Annotated in this window: 12 protein-coding genes and 2 pseudogenes; 7 read left to right on the forward strand and 7 right to left on the reverse strand. The window is 66.2% G+C overall.

Features of this window, described 5'->3' with window-relative positions:
• Positions 1–286, forward strand: a 286-nt coding sequence (locus tag BLR02_RS26745) for an integrase core domain-containing protein (protein ID WP_143018337.1), incomplete at its 5' end; no start/stop codon positions are given.
• 127 nt (positions 287–413) lie between these two features.
• On the opposite strand, the gene BLR02_RS26750 is transcribed toward BLR02_RS26745, so the two are convergent.
• On the reverse strand, positions 414–2,264 hold the full coding sequence (locus tag BLR02_RS26750; protein ID WP_090665310.1) for a glycoside hydrolase family 15 protein: 1,851 nt from the start codon (positions 2,262–2,264) through the stop codon (positions 414–416).
• A 579-nt stretch (positions 2,265–2,843) separates the two neighbouring features.
• On the opposite strand from BLR02_RS26750, the gene BLR02_RS26755 reads away from it, so the two are divergent.
• From BLR02_RS26755 to BLR02_RS26775, 5 genes and pseudogenes are all read left to right on the forward strand, one after another.
• Entirely contained in the window at positions 2,844–4,091 is a 1,248-nt protein-coding gene (locus BLR02_RS26755) for a cation:proton antiporter (protein ID WP_090665311.1), read from the forward strand.
• A gap of 90 nt (positions 4,092–4,181) precedes the next feature.
• Positions 4,182–5,126: pseudogene (locus tag BLR02_RS26760) on the forward strand (IS630 family transposase).
• A 183-nt stretch (positions 5,127–5,309) separates the two neighbouring features.
• Positions 5,310–6,548 (forward strand): ABC transporter substrate-binding protein, encoded by a 1,239-nt coding sequence (locus BLR02_RS26765; RefSeq protein WP_090665312.1) that lies wholly within the window; start codon positions 5,310–5,312, stop codon positions 6,546–6,548.
• Positions 6,549–6,559: 11 nt separating this feature from the next.
• Positions 6,560–7,165, forward strand: a complete 606-nt coding sequence (locus BLR02_RS26770) for an NAD(P)-dependent oxidoreductase (RefSeq protein ID WP_176849855.1) — start codon at positions 6,560–6,562, stop codon at positions 7,163–7,165.
• Complete coding sequence (locus BLR02_RS26775) at positions 7,132–7,470, forward strand: NAD-binding protein (RefSeq protein WP_090665314.1); 339 nt, start codon at positions 7,132–7,134, stop codon at positions 7,468–7,470. Before BLR02_RS26770 ends, BLR02_RS26775 begins: the two co-directional genes overlap by 34 nt.
• Here the strand turns inward: BLR02_RS26775 and BLR02_RS26780 are convergent.
• The 5 genes from BLR02_RS26780 to BLR02_RS26800 all read right to left on the reverse strand — a co-directional run bounded on the left by BLR02_RS26780 (position 7,415) and on the right by BLR02_RS26800 (position 12,756).
• On the reverse strand, positions 7,415–8,209 hold the full coding sequence (locus BLR02_RS26780; RefSeq protein WP_090665315.1) for an IS5 family transposase: 795 nt from the start codon (positions 8,207–8,209) through the stop codon (positions 7,415–7,417). The two genes, BLR02_RS26775 and BLR02_RS26780, sit on opposite strands and share 56 nt — an antisense overlap.
• A 267-nt stretch (positions 8,210–8,476) precedes the next feature.
• A complete protein-coding gene (locus BLR02_RS26785; protein WP_090665316.1) occupies positions 8,477–9,646 on the reverse strand; it encodes a phytanoyl-CoA dioxygenase family protein in 1,170 nt (389 codons plus the stop codon).
• A 96-nt stretch (positions 9,647–9,742) separates the two neighbouring features.
• Positions 9,743–10,696: a Bug family tripartite tricarboxylate transporter substrate binding protein gene (locus BLR02_RS26790; protein WP_218128090.1), complete on the reverse strand. Its 954-nt coding sequence runs from the start codon at positions 10,694–10,696 to the stop codon at positions 9,743–9,745.
• A 120-nt stretch (positions 10,697–10,816) separates the two neighbouring features.
• The gene (locus tag BLR02_RS26795) at positions 10,817–11,791 is read right to left on the reverse strand and encodes a Bug family tripartite tricarboxylate transporter substrate binding protein (protein ID WP_090665318.1); all 975 of its coding nucleotides are present in this window, start codon (positions 11,789–11,791) and stop codon (positions 10,817–10,819) included.
• 47 nt (positions 11,792–11,838) lie between these two features.
• Positions 11,839–12,756, reverse strand: coding sequence for a TauD/TfdA dioxygenase family protein (locus BLR02_RS26800; protein WP_090665319.1), 918 nt, complete (start codon positions 12,754–12,756; stop codon positions 11,839–11,841).
• A gap of 119 nt (positions 12,757–12,875) precedes the next feature.
• Here BLR02_RS26800 and BLR02_RS26805 point away from each other — a divergent pair, with 119 nt between their 5' ends.
• The gene (locus tag BLR02_RS26805) at positions 12,876–13,592 is read left to right on the forward strand and encodes a GntR family transcriptional regulator (protein ID WP_090665320.1); all 717 of its coding nucleotides are present in this window, start codon (positions 12,876–12,878) and stop codon (positions 13,590–13,592) included.
• A gap of 323 nt (positions 13,593–13,915) precedes the next feature.
• On the opposite strand, the pseudogene BLR02_RS30680 reads toward BLR02_RS26805, so the two are convergent.
• Positions 13,916–14,077, reverse strand: a pseudogene (locus tag BLR02_RS30680) (DDE-type integrase/transposase/recombinase); the annotation flags it as partial.

A 14,077-nucleotide genomic window follows, 5' to 3' on the forward strand; every position in this document is an offset into this window, starting at 1 on the left:
GGAGTTCGCCGGACGGCTGCTCGACCACTGGGCCTATCTGAACGGGGTGGAGCTCGACTTCTCCAGGCCCGGAAAGCCCACCGACAATGCCTTCATCGAGGCGTTCAATGCCCGCCTGCGGGCGGAATGCCTGAACGCCTCGTGGTTTCTGTCCTTGGCTGACGCCAGGCAACGCATCGAAGAATGGAGGTGCCACTACAACGAGGAGCGGCCGCACTCAGCCCTAGGCAACTTGACCCCGAGGGCTTTCGCCAACCAAGGTCAACCAGCCCGAGAACTTGCGTAGCCCTCGGACCAGAGTTGGGGGCAGGACCACCAGCCCGAGAACTTGCGTAGCCCTCGGACCAGAGTTGGGGGCAGGACCACAGATCGCCGGTCTCACGTTACCGGCGGACCGCTTCTCCGGGGTAAGGTCAACACAATCCATGTCGCGCGTCAGGGCCGCCGGCTGTGGAGGGATCGGCGCCGCGCCGGCTAAGATCCGACATATCGGTGGCCAGCCCGAGCCGCAGCGCGAGACCGACCAAACCAAGATGGGAAAACGCCTGTGGGAAATTCCCCACTTGGCGCCGCGCCACCGTGTCGTACTCTTCCGCCAGCAGTCCGACGTCGTTGGCGATACCGACCAGCCGGTCGAGCACCGCATTGGCCTCTGCCCGCCGTCCTTGCAGGGCATACACCTCGCCGAGCCAAGCCGTGCAGGCGAGAAAGGTGCCCTCCCGGGTCGGGGGCATGCCCTCCAGCCCGGCATCGGGGCGGTAGCGGAGCACCAGTCCATCCTCCATCAGGCCGCATTCGATGGCCTCCACCGTGCCGCGCACGCGCTCATCGTCGGCAGGCAGGAATCCGACCAGCGGCATGCGGAGCAGGCTGGCATCGAGTTCGGGCCGGCCATAGCTCTGGGTGAAGCAGCCGCGCAGCGGGTCGAAGCCGCGGGTGCAGATCTCCTCGAATATCATGGCGCGCAAGCCGCGCCAGCGCTCCAGCGGACCGTCGAGGCCGGACTCCTCCGCGACGCGCAGCGCCCGGTCGAAGGCGACCCAAACCATCACCTTCGAATGCACGAAGTGCCGGCGGGTGCCACGGATCTCCCAGATGCCCTCGTCCGGCTCCTGCCAGACCTTCTCCAGATGCCCCATCATCGCCCGGGCCATTGCCCATGCCTCGGGGAGCGGCGGCAGGCCGACGCGGTGGGCCGCATAGAGGGCGTCCATCACCTCGCCGAAGACATCGATCTGGAGTTGCACGCCGGCGGCGTTGCCGATGCGCACCGGCGCCGCACCTTCGTAGCCGGGCAGCCAGGGCAGGATCGTCTCCGGCGTCCGGTGCTCGCCGGCCAGGCCGTATAGGGGGCGGATCTGGGTGGGGCTGCCGGCCACAGCCCGCAGCAGCCACCGGCGCCAGGCTTCCGCCTCGCCGAGATGCCCGGCGCCGACCAGGGCATGCAAGGTCAGCGCCGCATCGCGCAGCCAGCAGAAGCGGTAGTCCCAGTTCCGCTCCCCGCCGAGCGTCTCGGGTAGGGAGGTGGTGGGCGCGGCGGCGATGCCGCCCGTCGGCGCATAGGTCAGTGCCTTCAGCGTCAGCAGGGAGCGCCGGACCATCTCCGGGTGGGGTACGCCCTTGTCGATGCGGCATTCCGCCAGCCAGCCGCGCCAGCGCCGCTCCGTCGTGGCGATCGCCACGGCCGCGTCCATCGGCGGCCCGGGAGGCAGGTGGGAGGGGGTCCAGACCAGGTGGAACGGGATACGCGCATCGGCCGTCACATCGAACTCGGCCACCGTGTGGAAGCCCTCGCCACGAACCGGGACGGGCGTGCGGAGCGCGAGCTGGTCCGGACCGCAGACGGCCAGCAATGTGCCGTCCGCCAAGCGATGGACCCAGGGAATCAGAGATCCGTAATCAAACCGGACAGCGAGGTCCATGACCATGGGAACACAGCCGCGCCGTCCTTCCACCAGGCGCAGGACGTCCGCAGCGCCATTCCGCAGCGGCATGCAGTCCACCAGGGCCACAATGCCCTCATCCGTCTCGAACTCGGTCTCCAGGACCAGAGTTCCGGTACGGTAGCGGCGAGTGAGGCGCCGTACGGGGCTGCGGGGCGCGATGCGCCAGCGGCCATGCTCGGGCGTTCCGAGGAGGGCGGCGAAGCAGGCGGCGCTGTCGAAGCGTGGCAGGCAGAGCCAGTCCAGAGAGCCGTCGCTGCCAACGAGCGCCGCCGTTTCACCGTCGCCGATCAAGGCATAATTTTCGATTTTCGAAGGCATTTGCGTTCTTCCCAACCTGCCGTTACGCCGTGGTCTTGGCTGCGTGCCTCGAGCGTGACCGGTCGGCGAGACGGCTCGATGCCGTCCAGGCGGAAAGGCTGTTCCTCCTGCAGCTTACCGGCGCTCCCGGGGTTTCATTGAACGTGCTCTTCTGGAGCAGCCGCTTCCACCTGTTCCCGGCAACAGTGAGCTGCCGGTCGGTGCTTTTTTGCGCGAGGCTGCCGCGGGCACGAAGGCCAGCATCGTACTCGGCTCAGTTGGTCACCTAGTGCCGCTGCTTCGGAATGTGATGGCGCCGAGTAGCGTTCAGTTTGAACGGCATGAGGGCTGGCCCTGCAGGATGAAGGGGTCTTGCCCCGACATCATCCTACCCAAAGCACCCAGGCCGGCGGCCGCTGCAACAAGGCGACGCGCAAGCGAAAATGCCACAGTGGTCATGCTCCATGGAGAGCTTGTTTGAGCATGCCCAACCGCTCGAAAAGGCTTTGAAAACAGGTTGCAGGCCGGCTGCGATTTTCAAGAAAGTCTCGCTTCCATCACCAACCGGTCGGTCTCCCACAACTTCAGCACGGAACCGCAATGCTCTCCCCCTTCGAACTCATCTCCCTCCTGCTTGTCCTAACGGCCGGCTTCGCCTGGACAAACCACCGCCTCATCGGCCTGCCGGACACCGTGGGCCTGCTCGTCATGGGGCTGACGGCCTCGCTGGTCCTGCTTCTCATCGAGCGGGCCTTCCCCCAGGTCCAGCTCTATGAACGTGTGGGGGCCATTCTCCAGCAAGTCGACTTTCAGCGAACCGTGCTGGAAGGCATGTTGGCCTTCCTGCTCTTCGCCGGCGCCCTGCATGTGGATCTTTCGGTCTTGCGGAAACGTGCCTGGGCGGTCGGCAGCATGGCGACTTTCGGTGTGTTGCTTTCAACCATCATTGTAGGTCTGAGCTTCTGGTATGTTGCATCACTTGCGGGGACAAACCTGCCGCTCAGTTGGGCCTTCGTCTTCGGCGCTCTGATTAGCCCTACCGACCCCGTCGCGGTGCTCGGCACCCTCAAGGCAGTCAGCGTGCCGAAGTCTCTTGAACTCGACATGACGGGAGAGTCTTTGTTCAACGATGGTGTAGGTGTTGTTATTTTCACCATCGCCCTGGCGGTCGCGGCGGGTGCCGGCCATGGTGCCACAGGCTTCAGCGGTGCCGCAGAACTTTTCGCAGTTGAAGCCATAGGCGGTGCGTTTTTAGGCCTCGTCGCCGGGTATATTGCCTATCGGGCCATGAAGCAGATCGACAACTTCTCGGTGGAAGTCTTGATCTCTCTCGGCCTGGTCATGGGCACCTATGCCCTCGCAGCTCGGCTCGGCACCAGTGGACCGATTGCCATGGTTGTGGCCGGCCTACTCATTGGCAACCGCGGTCCTCGAGATGCCTTGAGCGACCTGACGCAGCGCTACCTCTTCGGCTTCTGGACCCTGGTGGACGAGATCCTGAATGCCATCCTCTTCCTGCTCATCGGGCTGGAAGTTTTGGTGCTGCGGCCGGACGCTTTGTTCGCCTGGTTACCGGCCAGTGCTATTCTGCTGGTCCTGCTCGCTCGCTTCGCTGCGGTCGCGCTGCCCGTCTGGATGCTGAGCCGATGGACCGTCTTTGTCCCAGGCACCATTCCTGTCCTCACCTGGGGCGGGCTACGGGGCGGGATCTCGGTCGCGCTGGCCTTGTCGATCCCCGAAGTCGACGAAAAACCAACGATCCTGGCCGCGACCTACTTTGTCGTGCTGTTCACCCTGATAGTACAAGGATTGAGCTTGCGCCGCCTCGTGGAGCGTACAGTGCGCTAGGGTCTGTGACCGGACTGTCTGGAGCACTTCCTGCTTGCACGGACTCGCGGGTCCTGATTCGACGCTACTGATGGAGCGGCGAGGCTGATGATGACGGCACCCTTGTCGCAGGACCTGCGCAAGCGCTTGGTGCAGGCTGTCGAGGAGGGCGCCTCGGCTCGGGAGGCGGCAGCCCGCTTTGCGGTCAGCGCGTCCGCCGCGATCAAGCTGGTGCGGCGGGTGCGCCAGACCGGCAGCACGGCACCGGTTCGGATTGGGGGCTACCGCAAGCCGCTGCTGGCCGGGTAGGAGGAGTTTCTGCGCAAGCTGACAAGCGGGCGAAAGGGGATCACGCTGGCCGAAATCCGGACGGCGCTGATCGAGTGCGGTGTGGCCCCGGTCTCGCTGATGACGATCTGGTCCATGCTGAAGTGGCTCGGGCTGTCATACAAAAAAGTCCCTGAGGGCGGTCGAGCAGGACCGGGCCGACGTGGCCGAGGACCGCCGCCACTGGCGGATCTGGCAGCGCTACATGGACCCCGAGCGCTTTGTCTTCCTGGATGAGACCGGCGCGGCCATAAACATGATCAGTCGCTACGGCTGGGGACCGCGGAACGAGCGCTTGGTCGACGCCACACCGCACGGCCACTGGCGTACCACCACCTTCATCGCAGGGCTGCGCAGCACCGGCCTCGTTGCGCCGCTCGTGCTGGACGGGCCCATGACGGGCGAAGCCTTCCTCGCCTAGGTGGAGCAGTTCCTCGTGCCGGTCCTGTCCCAGGCGACGTGGTTGTCCTCGATAATCTCGCCGCTCATAAGGTCGCCGGTGTCCGCGAAGCCATCCGCGCCACCGAAGCCAACCTGCTCTACCTCCCGCCCTACTCGCCGGACCTGAACCCGATCGAGCAGGCCTTCGCAAAGCTGAAGTCGTTGCTCCGCAAAGCCGCGGCCCGCACCAAAGAGGCGCTTTGGACGACCATCGGCCGCCTGCTCGACGCCTTCACCCCAGCCGAGTGCCGCAACTACCTCACCAACTCAGGCTGTGCGTCCGAGTAACGTGGAAAAGCTTTAGCTAACCTGTCTGGCTCCGATCCGTCTCCATGTCCGTGCCCCTGTTGCTGCCTTGCCCGGGAGGAACGCCAGCGGGGCGGGATGTTGGCGGGGCGCGGCTGGCCGTTTCCCTCCGGTGGTGTAGCCTGGGCGGCAAGGTGCCCAAAACGCCACACAGGAGGAAGACCGATGTCCAGGATCCGCGGGGCCGTCGCGGCCCTTGCCATGCTGCTCGCGCCGTCGCTGGCACCTGCCCAAACCGCGGCGCCAACGGCGGCCCCAGCCGTTTCCGACAACGTCGTGCGGCTCGGCGTGCTGACTGACGTCTCTGGCCCCTACGCCGATTTCTCCGGCCCCGGCTCCATGGTCGCCGCCCGAATGGCGGCCGAGGATCAAGGCGGCCGCGTCCTGGGTAAGCCGATCGAAGTGGTTGGCGGCGACCACCAGAACAAGCCAGATGTCGGCGCCGCCCTGGCCCGCCGCTGGATCGACACCGACCGAGTTGACATGATCATCGACATGCCGAACAGCGCCGTGGCACTGGCGGTGCAGCAGGTGGGGCGGGAGCGCAACCGCATCATCATCAATACCTCGGCCGCGTCCACCGAGCTGACCGGGCGGCAATGCTCGCCGGTCGGCTTTCATTGGGTGCTGGACAGCTACGCCCTGACCAGCGGCATCACCCGCGCCGTCATGGCCCAGGGCGGCCGGAGCTGGTACTATCTGACAGTGGACTACGAGGGCGGCTATGCCCAGGAACGCGGCTCGGAAGCCGTGGTGAACGCCGAGGGCGGTCGGGTCCTCGGCCGGGCGCGGCATCCGCTAAACACGGGGGACTTCTCCTCCTTCCTGCTGCAGGCGCAATCCTCCCGCGCCCAGGTCGTGGCGCTGGCCAATGCCGGCACGGATACGGTCAATGCGGTCAAGCAGGCGGGCGAGTTCGCCCTGACACGGCAGGGCCAGCGGCTGGTCGGTTTCTTCGTCAATATCACCGACATCAAGTCGCTCGGCCTGGAGACCGCGCAAGGCGTCGTTTCAGTGGATGCCTGGTACTGGGACCAGAACGAGGAATCCCGCGCCTTCGCCCGCCGCTTCGCCGAACGTCATCGCGGCGTCATGCCGACGCAGTACCAGGCCGGTGTCTATTCCGGCGTTCGCCACTGGCTGAAGGCGATCGAGGCCGCCGGTACGGATGAGGCGATGGCGGTGGCGGCGAAGATGCGGGAGCTGCCGGTCGACGACGTCTTCGCCCGGGGCGGGCGGGTGCGGGCGGATGGCCGGCACGTGCACGACGTGCATCTGGTGGAGGTCAAGAAGCCCGGGGAATCGACTGGCCCGTGGGACCTCTACCGCATTCTCTCGACCGTCCCGGGCGATCAGGCCTTCCGCCCGCTGGCCGAGGGCGGCTGCCCGCTGGTGCAGCCATGACGGAACCTACCATGAGGGAAGCACTGGGCTTCATCGGTCTCGGCGCCATGGGCGCGCCGGTGGTCCGGCGCCTGCTTGAGTCCGGGCACCGGGTGCTGGCGCATGACCTGAACCCGGTGGCGCTGGCCGCCGCCGTCTCGCGCGGGGCGGAGGGGCGCGACAGCCCCGCCGCCGTCGCCGGGGAGGCGGCCATCGTGCTGGTCAGCCTGCCGACGCCCGAGGTGGTGCGGCAGGTGGCGCTCGGCCTGGCCGGGCTGGCCGAAGGTGATGCGCTGCGGATCTATGTCGACCTCTCCACCACCGGGGCGCAGGCGGCGCAGGCGGTGGCGGCCGGCCTCGCGCCGCGCGGCGTGGTGGCACTGGATGCCCCGGTCAGCGGCGGCGTCGCCGGGGCCGAGGCCGGCACGCTGGCGGTGATGGTGGCCGGCGACCGGGCGGCCTTCGACCGGGTTCGCCCGGTGCTCGAGGTGATAGGCGCCAATACCGTGCTGGTCGGCGGCCAGGTCGGCCAGGGCCAGACCCTGAAGCTGGTGAACAACCTGCTGGCGGCGACCACCTGGGCCGCGGCCTGCGAGGCGTGGCCATGGGCGCCAAGGCCGGGATCGACCCCGAGCTGATGATCGACACGATCAACAAATCCTCTGGCCGCAGCTTCCCGACCGAGCGCTTTGCTGCCGGCCCGGTGCTGAGCCGGCGCTTCGACTTCGGTTTCCGCATGGAACTGATGGCCAAGGACATGCGGCTCGCCCTACAGGAGGCCGAGGCGCTGGGGCTGGTGATGCCGACCAGCCGCGCCGCGCAGATGCTCTATGGCCTCGCCATGGCGGACGGCGGGGCCAAGGGTGACGTCACCGAGCTAGTGAAGATCACCGAGGGCTGGGCGGGGACGGAGATCGCCGCCGCCCGCCGCAACGAGGGCTAGCCCAGTGCCCTAGGGGTCTGTGACCGGACTCAGCGATGCGCAGGTTGATCATGGTGGCGGCGAGATGGGCGAAGCCCATCCAGCTGCGGCGGGTTTTGTCGCGTCGCAGGGTGATGCGAGCAAAGTCCTTGAGCCGGGAAAACAGGTTCTCGACGTGGTGCCGCCGGGCGTACAGCACGGGATCCCATGCGGGCGGATCAACCATGCCCCGCTTGGGTGGGGTGTGGATGGTGCAGCCCTCGGCGGCGAATGCCGCACGGAGCGGCGCCGAGATATAACGGCGGTCAAGCGCGGCGTCGCAAGCCGGGATGCCCGAAGCCAGTGCTGTCGCATAGCGCAGGTCCGAGTGGTGCCCGGAGCTGGTGATCAGCCGCAGGATGCGGCCAAGCGCTCTGGCGATTGCCGAACTGCCGACAGCGCCACTCGCGGCGCGGTGGGCTTTGCAAGTGGTACTGTCCAGCAGCAGCAGCCCATTAGCTAGCAGGCTCGGGAGGAGCGCCTCGAAGATCACCTCCCACCAACCGCGCAGGCACCAGCGCCGCCAGCGGTGATAGACGCTCGACCAGAGACCCAACCCGTCTGGCAGGTCGCGCCACGGCGCGCCGGTTCGGCAAATCCAGAGCGCCGCCTCGACGAACCGGCGCAGTGCCACGTCATCGCGCTTCCAGACAAGAGGGATTTGCTGCATCACCAGCATCAGCGACACCCATTGGGCGTCGTCCAGGCTTGTCCTGGTCATGGCCGCATCTCCTTGGAAGCCTCAAGACCTTCCAAGACAGCGCGGCCAGAGACCGAATCGGAGCCAGACCGGTTAGTCAGGCAGTCCGGTCACAGACCCTAGATGGCGATGCAAAATACCATCGCTGTCCGACATCGCTGCTCACCCGCACTATTCCGCCAGGTGCGCGGCATAAGCGCAGTGCCGGTGACTTATCCTATTCCGGCGCTCACAGCGGTGAAATTCGGTCGAGCCAGAGGCGCCAACCGAGGACTGAGTCAGCTTGCCTCAGATCGATAGATCCTTGGTGTTGTAGTCGCGGATCACGCGCTCAAACGTCTCCGGTGTGTTGCGAAACTGATCCTCAAGGCCGACGAATGGTTGATAGCAGAACCGCGTCTCATGGGGGAATGCCTGATGACGCGCGTCGATCGCAACCTGGATGACGGCCGCGCGCTCGAAAACGCGCTTCTCGTCGTAGGTCGCGTTGGTTTCGGTGATCGACAGTGCCGCTTTCTGCCCGAGGACCGACTTGCGGCGATGAAATCCAAAGGTTAGCGAGATGCGGAGGTCCGGCGAGCTGTTGGCGAAGGAGCCGTGGACCATCTGGCGATTCACGATGGTGACGTCACCTGCGTTGCAGACCAGCGGCACCGCACCCGGCAGCTGCTCGCTGCCGCCATTCTCCTCGACCATCCGCTTGATGTCGACCTTGCCCAGCTTGTGCGATCCAGGAATGACCCAGAGGCAGTTACCCACCGTCGTAGGGTAGATCTGCACCTGGAAGTTAAAGCCGTGGATGCCCTCATCCCAGTCAGGCGAGTTCCAGTGCGTGACGCCGTCTTGGTGCCAGGCGACGGAACCGCCGAGGCCCGGCTGTTTGACGAAGATGGCGTCGTTGAAGGGCGCGAAGTCGGCGCCGTTGATGGATTGCGCGACCGCCAGAAGGCCAGGGTGCCCGTATAGCCTTAGGCCCGACGGCATGGACTGGCACATCGAATACATCAGGAAGACCACTTGCTCGGGGGCCCCTGCATCGGCCTTCGGCTGCGCCATCTGCGCGGGGTGGCGGCCGTTCAGTGCATCGGTGCCGCCCCAAGGATCGGAGAGCGGCTTGGTGTAGCGGTATGGGCAGCGCGCGTAGTCGAGGCCGAGGGCGGGGCGCCCTTGCGCATCGACCTTGGCATCGGGCGTTACCGGCGCACGCTCCAGCATGTCCTGCGCATCGCGCCGCAGTGCCTCGACCTCAGCCTTGTCGATGACCCCCTCGAAGATGTAGTAGCCGTGCCGCCAGTAGGCGGCCAGGATATCGGGGTGCAGGAGACCGTCATCGGTCAGTCGGATCGGGCCCCGATTGCCGATCTCGGCAGCGAGGCGCTCGCCAGCGATGCGATACTCGCGCATGCCGGCATCATGATCGGCACGTGAAAGGACCGGCGCTTCCGTGGTGGCAGACATTTTCGTTTCCTCCTCTTGCTGCGATCATACATCCCCGGTGAGCGGAGCGGCAGGCCCGGGCAGCGGGGGTGGCCAAGTCAGGCAGGGCTTTGGGCACTAGCCTGGGCGGATCTCCCGGCGCCTCACCAAGTCTCCCCACCGCGCGGCCTCGTCTTGCATGAAGGTGCCGAAGGAGGCTGGGGTCGTGCCGCCGGCGATGAATGTCATGTCCCGCATACGGGAACGCACCTCCGGAAGTTGGAGTACCGAATGTAGATCGGCCGCGATCTTCTCGATGACCGCAGGGGGCGTCTCACGTGGCGCCACCAGCCCATAGAAGGCCGCGGCGCTGTAGCCGGGAAAGCCCTGTTCGGCGATGGTTGGCAAATCCGGCAGGAGGTCAAGACGCTTGGACGACGTGACACCGAGTGCCCGCACCCGCCCTGCCTCGATATGCTGCAACATGCTGCTGTCGAACATCGCCGAGACGCGCCCCGACAGAATGTCGGCATGGGCCGGAGTACTGCCCGGGTAGGTGATGGTTGTCACCTCGATGCCCGTCTTGTCGTAGAGCAGTTCGCCGGACAGGTGGGTGATGCTGCCGATGCCGGTATGGGCCACCGTGACCTTGCCAGGATTGGAACGGGCATACGCGACGAACTCACTGACCGAGCGCGCCGGGAAGGATGGGTGGACAACCAGGATGTTCGGGATGCTGGATATCAGGCCAACGGGCACGAAGTCGCGGAATGGGTCGTAGGGCAGCTTCTCGAACATCATCGGATTAAGGGCGAAGGGCAGCGAGACCGACAGCATGGTGTGACCGTCCGGCGCGGAGCGCTGCACGGCCTGGGTGGCGATGAGCGTGTTCCCGCCGGGCCGGTTCTCGACCATGGTGGTCATCGCCCACATCTCGCTCAGGTGCTGGGCAGCCAGGCGGGCCTGGCTGTCCGCAGCGCCACCGGCACTGTATGCGACGACGATCCGCACCGGCTTCTCGGGGAAGCGGGATGCGGGCGATGACGGCTGCGCCAGGGCGGGTGGAGCGAAGGTGGCAAGCCCCGTGGCCATGAGGCGTCTGCGGTGTAGTGTCACGGCAGCCTTTTCTCCCTCTCTCTGCCCGCTACGGACTGCGGCTTCTCCGGGTTGGGATTGGATGACCCCGGCATCGACGGTGAGATGCCGCCAGGGCTATTCCACTCGAATGTTGGCCCCGCGGATCACGCGGCCCCACGTCTCACGGTCGCCGACAATCAGGGCTGTCACGTCCCCGGGCCTCCCGACGAGCGCCTCGGCACCCAGTTCTGCCAGCTGCTCCACCATGGAGGGCGCGGAGACCACTGCGTTCACCGCGGCGTTCAGGCGGCGCACGGTATCATCCGGCATGCCGGCAGGGCCGAGGAGGACGAACCAACCCTCGATCTCCGCCTCCTGAAGGCCGAGTTCGCGGAGGGTCGGAAGATTGGGCACCAGCGGGCTGCGCTTCGGTCCGGTGACCGCAAGGGCCCGCACCTCACCGCGCCGGACATAGGGGAGCATCACCGCGACGTTGTCGAACATCGACTGGATGCGCCCGGCAAGCAGGTCGGCACGGACCGCGCCGCTCCCCTTGTAGGGAACGTGCAGGATGTCGATGCCAGCGACCCGGCGCAGCATCTCCCCGGCCAGATGTTGCGCCGTCCCCATGCCTGTCGAGGCATAAGCGATCTCGCCGGGATGGCGGCGAGCGAGTTCGATCAACTCCTGCATCGACTGCGCCGGGACGCCCGGACTAACGACAAAGAGGTATGGCGTCCGCGCGAAGGTAGCGATGGATGTGAAGCCTCGCACGGGGTCGAACGGCAGCGATGGGTAGAGCTCGCTTAGAGTGGCGTGCGAGCTTGGTGCGAAGAGGAGCGTGTAGCCGTCAGGCGCGGCCTTTGCCACGGCCTCGGAGCCGACGATGCCGCTGGCCCCGGCCCGGTTCTCAACGATGACGTTTTGGCCGATTTCCGCTGTCAGCCGCTGGGCCAGAAGACGAGCCATCACGTCGGTTGCCCCACCCGGCGGGAAAGCCACCACCATCCGTACCGGCTGGGTTGGCCAGGCTGCGGTCTGGGGAGAGGTCTGTCCTGTGATGGCCGCCAAGGCCATGACGAGCAGGAGGACCCTGCCGATGCGCCGCATGTTGCTTCCTCCCTATAGTCATTCGCCTTCAAGCCTCTGCGGGCTGTTCAGGACACGGCGGCGACGGCCTGGAGCATGGATGTCCGGTCACCTGCCGCGGCGGCCGCCACGATCCGGCCCGTTTTCTGCTCGCCCTCCAGCGAGCAGCGGTACATGACCCGCGGCTTCGTCTGGTCGAAATCGGCGAGCGCAACGTGGCAGGTGCAACGGTTGTCCCACATGACGAGGTCGCCCACGCTCCAGCGGTGGCGGTAGACGAACTCGGGCGAGGTCGCGTGGGTGTTGAGCAGGGACAGGAGGCTTTGGCTTTCCTCGTCCGACATGCCGACGAAGCCACGGATGCGCTGGCCGATGAGGAGCGACTTCCTCTCAGTCTCCGGATGGACCCGTACCACCGGATGCACGACCGCTGGGTTCCGGCGCTTCATGTCGGCCACGAGAGCCGGGTCGCGCTGTTCGATACCCTTGATCAGCGTGACGTCGTGGATCGCCTCAAGCCCTTCCAGAAGCGCACGTATCGCGGGGCTGAGTGTGTCGTAGGCAAGGTAAAGGTTCGCCCACATTGTGTCACCACCGACCGGCGGCTTTTCCTTGCAAGATAGCAGCGCGCCCTTGGCCGGACGCTCGGTGTAGCTGAGGTCCGTGTGCCAGTTCCGGCCTGAGTTGTGCGTACCGGACGGCTTTCCCCCAACCTGCTTGTTCGTCAGGACCAAAATCTCCTGGTGGTCGGGGTGGAGGGTCGAGGGCGCCTGCGAGGCATGACCGTCGAGGTCACCAAATTTTTGCGCGAAGGCGATCTGCTGCTCCGGTGTCAGGTCTTGGTCGGGGAAGACCAGGACCAGGTGGCGCAGCCAAGCCTCATGGATGGCGCCGCGCTCCGCCGCAGCGAGCGGCTGGCGGAGGTCGAGGCCGGTGACCTCGGCGCCGGCGGCAAAGCCCAGGGGGCGGATGGCGATTTTGCTCATGGACAGGTCCTCCAAGGTAGAACGATAGTCGTCTGTCGACTGTCTGACAAGATTTTCGCGCTCATCGAATCTTTCGGCCTCGGCACCGCATCACGGCGCGGAGTAGAAGTGCGCCCGCCATGAACGATACAGAAACAGGCCTGGATGACGGCTTGCCCCTGGGGAAGTCGGCCAAGTCCCTGCCCGAGCGCCTCGCGGACCTGCTGCTGGCGGAGGTGATGGCTGGCCGCCTGCGAGGGGGCGACCGCCTGAAGGAGGAAACCCTCGCCCAGCAGCATGCGGTGAGCCGGGCAACGGTGCGCGAGGCGCTGATTGCCCTCGCCAAGGGGGGCTACGTGGTGCGTGTGCCACGCTTCGGCGCCCGGGTGGCCGAGTTCTCAAGCGAGGATGTCGCTGACCTCTTCGAGTTGCGCGCCACCCTCCTCGGCGTGGCGGCGGGGCGCTGCGCCCGCGTCTCAGCGCCGGCGACGCTTGCCGGACTGCAAGACCTAGCAGCGCGTATGGAGCAGTTGGCAGCCGACCCAGCCACGGACCCGCAGGCCTTCGCGGCATGCTCGGTGCGTGCCCAGGCACTGCTGGTTGGCGGCAGCGGTAACCGATACCTTCCAGATGTCTACGAGCGGTTGGCCGGCATCAGTTCCTGGCAGCTGATACGGTGTCAGGCTGCGAGCTTCCTGCGGGCAGATTGGCGTGCCGAATCTGCGGCAGACTGGCTGCGCTTGGCGGACCGCGTCGTCGCAGGCGACGCCGGAGGCGCCGAGGCTGCGGCCCGGCTTTTGCTCACCCACTCGGCGGCGCGGGTCCAGCAGCAGCTCCAAGAGCCTGTTGCAAGCTAGGCCTGACGGCCGCTTGCCCGTAACGACTTGTCGTGGAGCTGGGAGTGCTCCTCAAAGGTGGACTTCCGCTACGCGCGTAACACCGAAAAGGCTCGCCGACGCTGGTCAGGGATCAGATCGTATGGCGCAGCGGGGCATTGTCAACTTGTTGGGCTGCAAGGCGTGCGTCATCGTGTGGCGGCATGACCCTGCACCTCATGCCGCCATCTGGACGCATGTCTCCTGCCGCCACACGAGGAAGGCCCTGGCGTGAGCGCGCCGATATTGAGCAGCGGTCATCAGGTGCCGCCGTGGACGGAAGTGGCCATAGATCATGGCGTGGGATGACAGGAAGCGTTGGGCCTGCTCCGGTGACTTGAAGCGTTGCATCTGTCGCTCTCGGCGCCGTGTCGGCCGGTGCGAGTTTTCGGCGCGGTTGTTCAGGTAGCGACTGGTTCGGTGCTTCACCTCGGGCAGCAGTTCACGATGCGCAACGCCGTAGCTGC

This window comes from Belnapia rosea, from assembly GCF_900101615.1.
GTDB lineage: Bacteria > Pseudomonadota > Alphaproteobacteria > Acetobacterales > Acetobacteraceae > Belnapia > Belnapia rosea.

Coding starts and splice junctions, on each gene's coding strand:
- BLR02_RS26770 (WP_176849855.1), top strand. CDS start 6,560: ATGAGGGAAGCACTGGGCTTCATCGGTCTCGGCGCCATGGGCGCGCCG.
- BLR02_RS26750 (WP_090665310.1), bottom strand. CDS start 2,264: ATGCCTTCGAAAATCGAAAATTATGCCTTGATCGGCGACGGTGAAACG.
- BLR02_RS26800 (WP_090665319.1), bottom strand. CDS start 12,756: ATGAGCAAAATCGCCATCCGCCCCCTGGGCTTTGCCGCCGGCGCCGAG.
- BLR02_RS26775 (WP_090665314.1), top strand. CDS start 7,132: ATGGGCGCCAAGGCCGGGATCGACCCCGAGCTGATGATCGACACGATC.
- BLR02_RS26785 (WP_090665316.1), bottom strand. CDS start 9,646: ATGTCTGCCACCACGGAAGCGCCGGTCCTTTCACGTGCCGATCATGAT.
- BLR02_RS26755 (WP_090665311.1), top strand. CDS start 2,844: ATGCTCTCCCCCTTCGAACTCATCTCCCTCCTGCTTGTCCTAACGGCC.
- BLR02_RS26790 (WP_218128090.1), bottom strand. CDS start 10,696: ATGGCCACGGGGCTTGCCACCTTCGCTCCACCCGCCCTGGCGCAGCCG.
- BLR02_RS26795 (WP_090665318.1), bottom strand. CDS start 11,791: ATGCGGCGCATCGGCAGGGTCCTCCTGCTCGTCATGGCCTTGGCGGCC.
- BLR02_RS26805 (WP_090665320.1), top strand. CDS start 12,876: ATGAACGATACAGAAACAGGCCTGGATGACGGCTTGCCCCTGGGGAAG.
- BLR02_RS26765 (WP_090665312.1), top strand. CDS start 5,310: ATGTCCAGGATCCGCGGGGCCGTCGCGGCCCTTGCCATGCTGCTCGCG.
- BLR02_RS26780 (WP_090665315.1), bottom strand. CDS start 8,209: ATGACCAGGACAAGCCTGGACGACGCCCAATGGGTGTCGCTGATGCTG.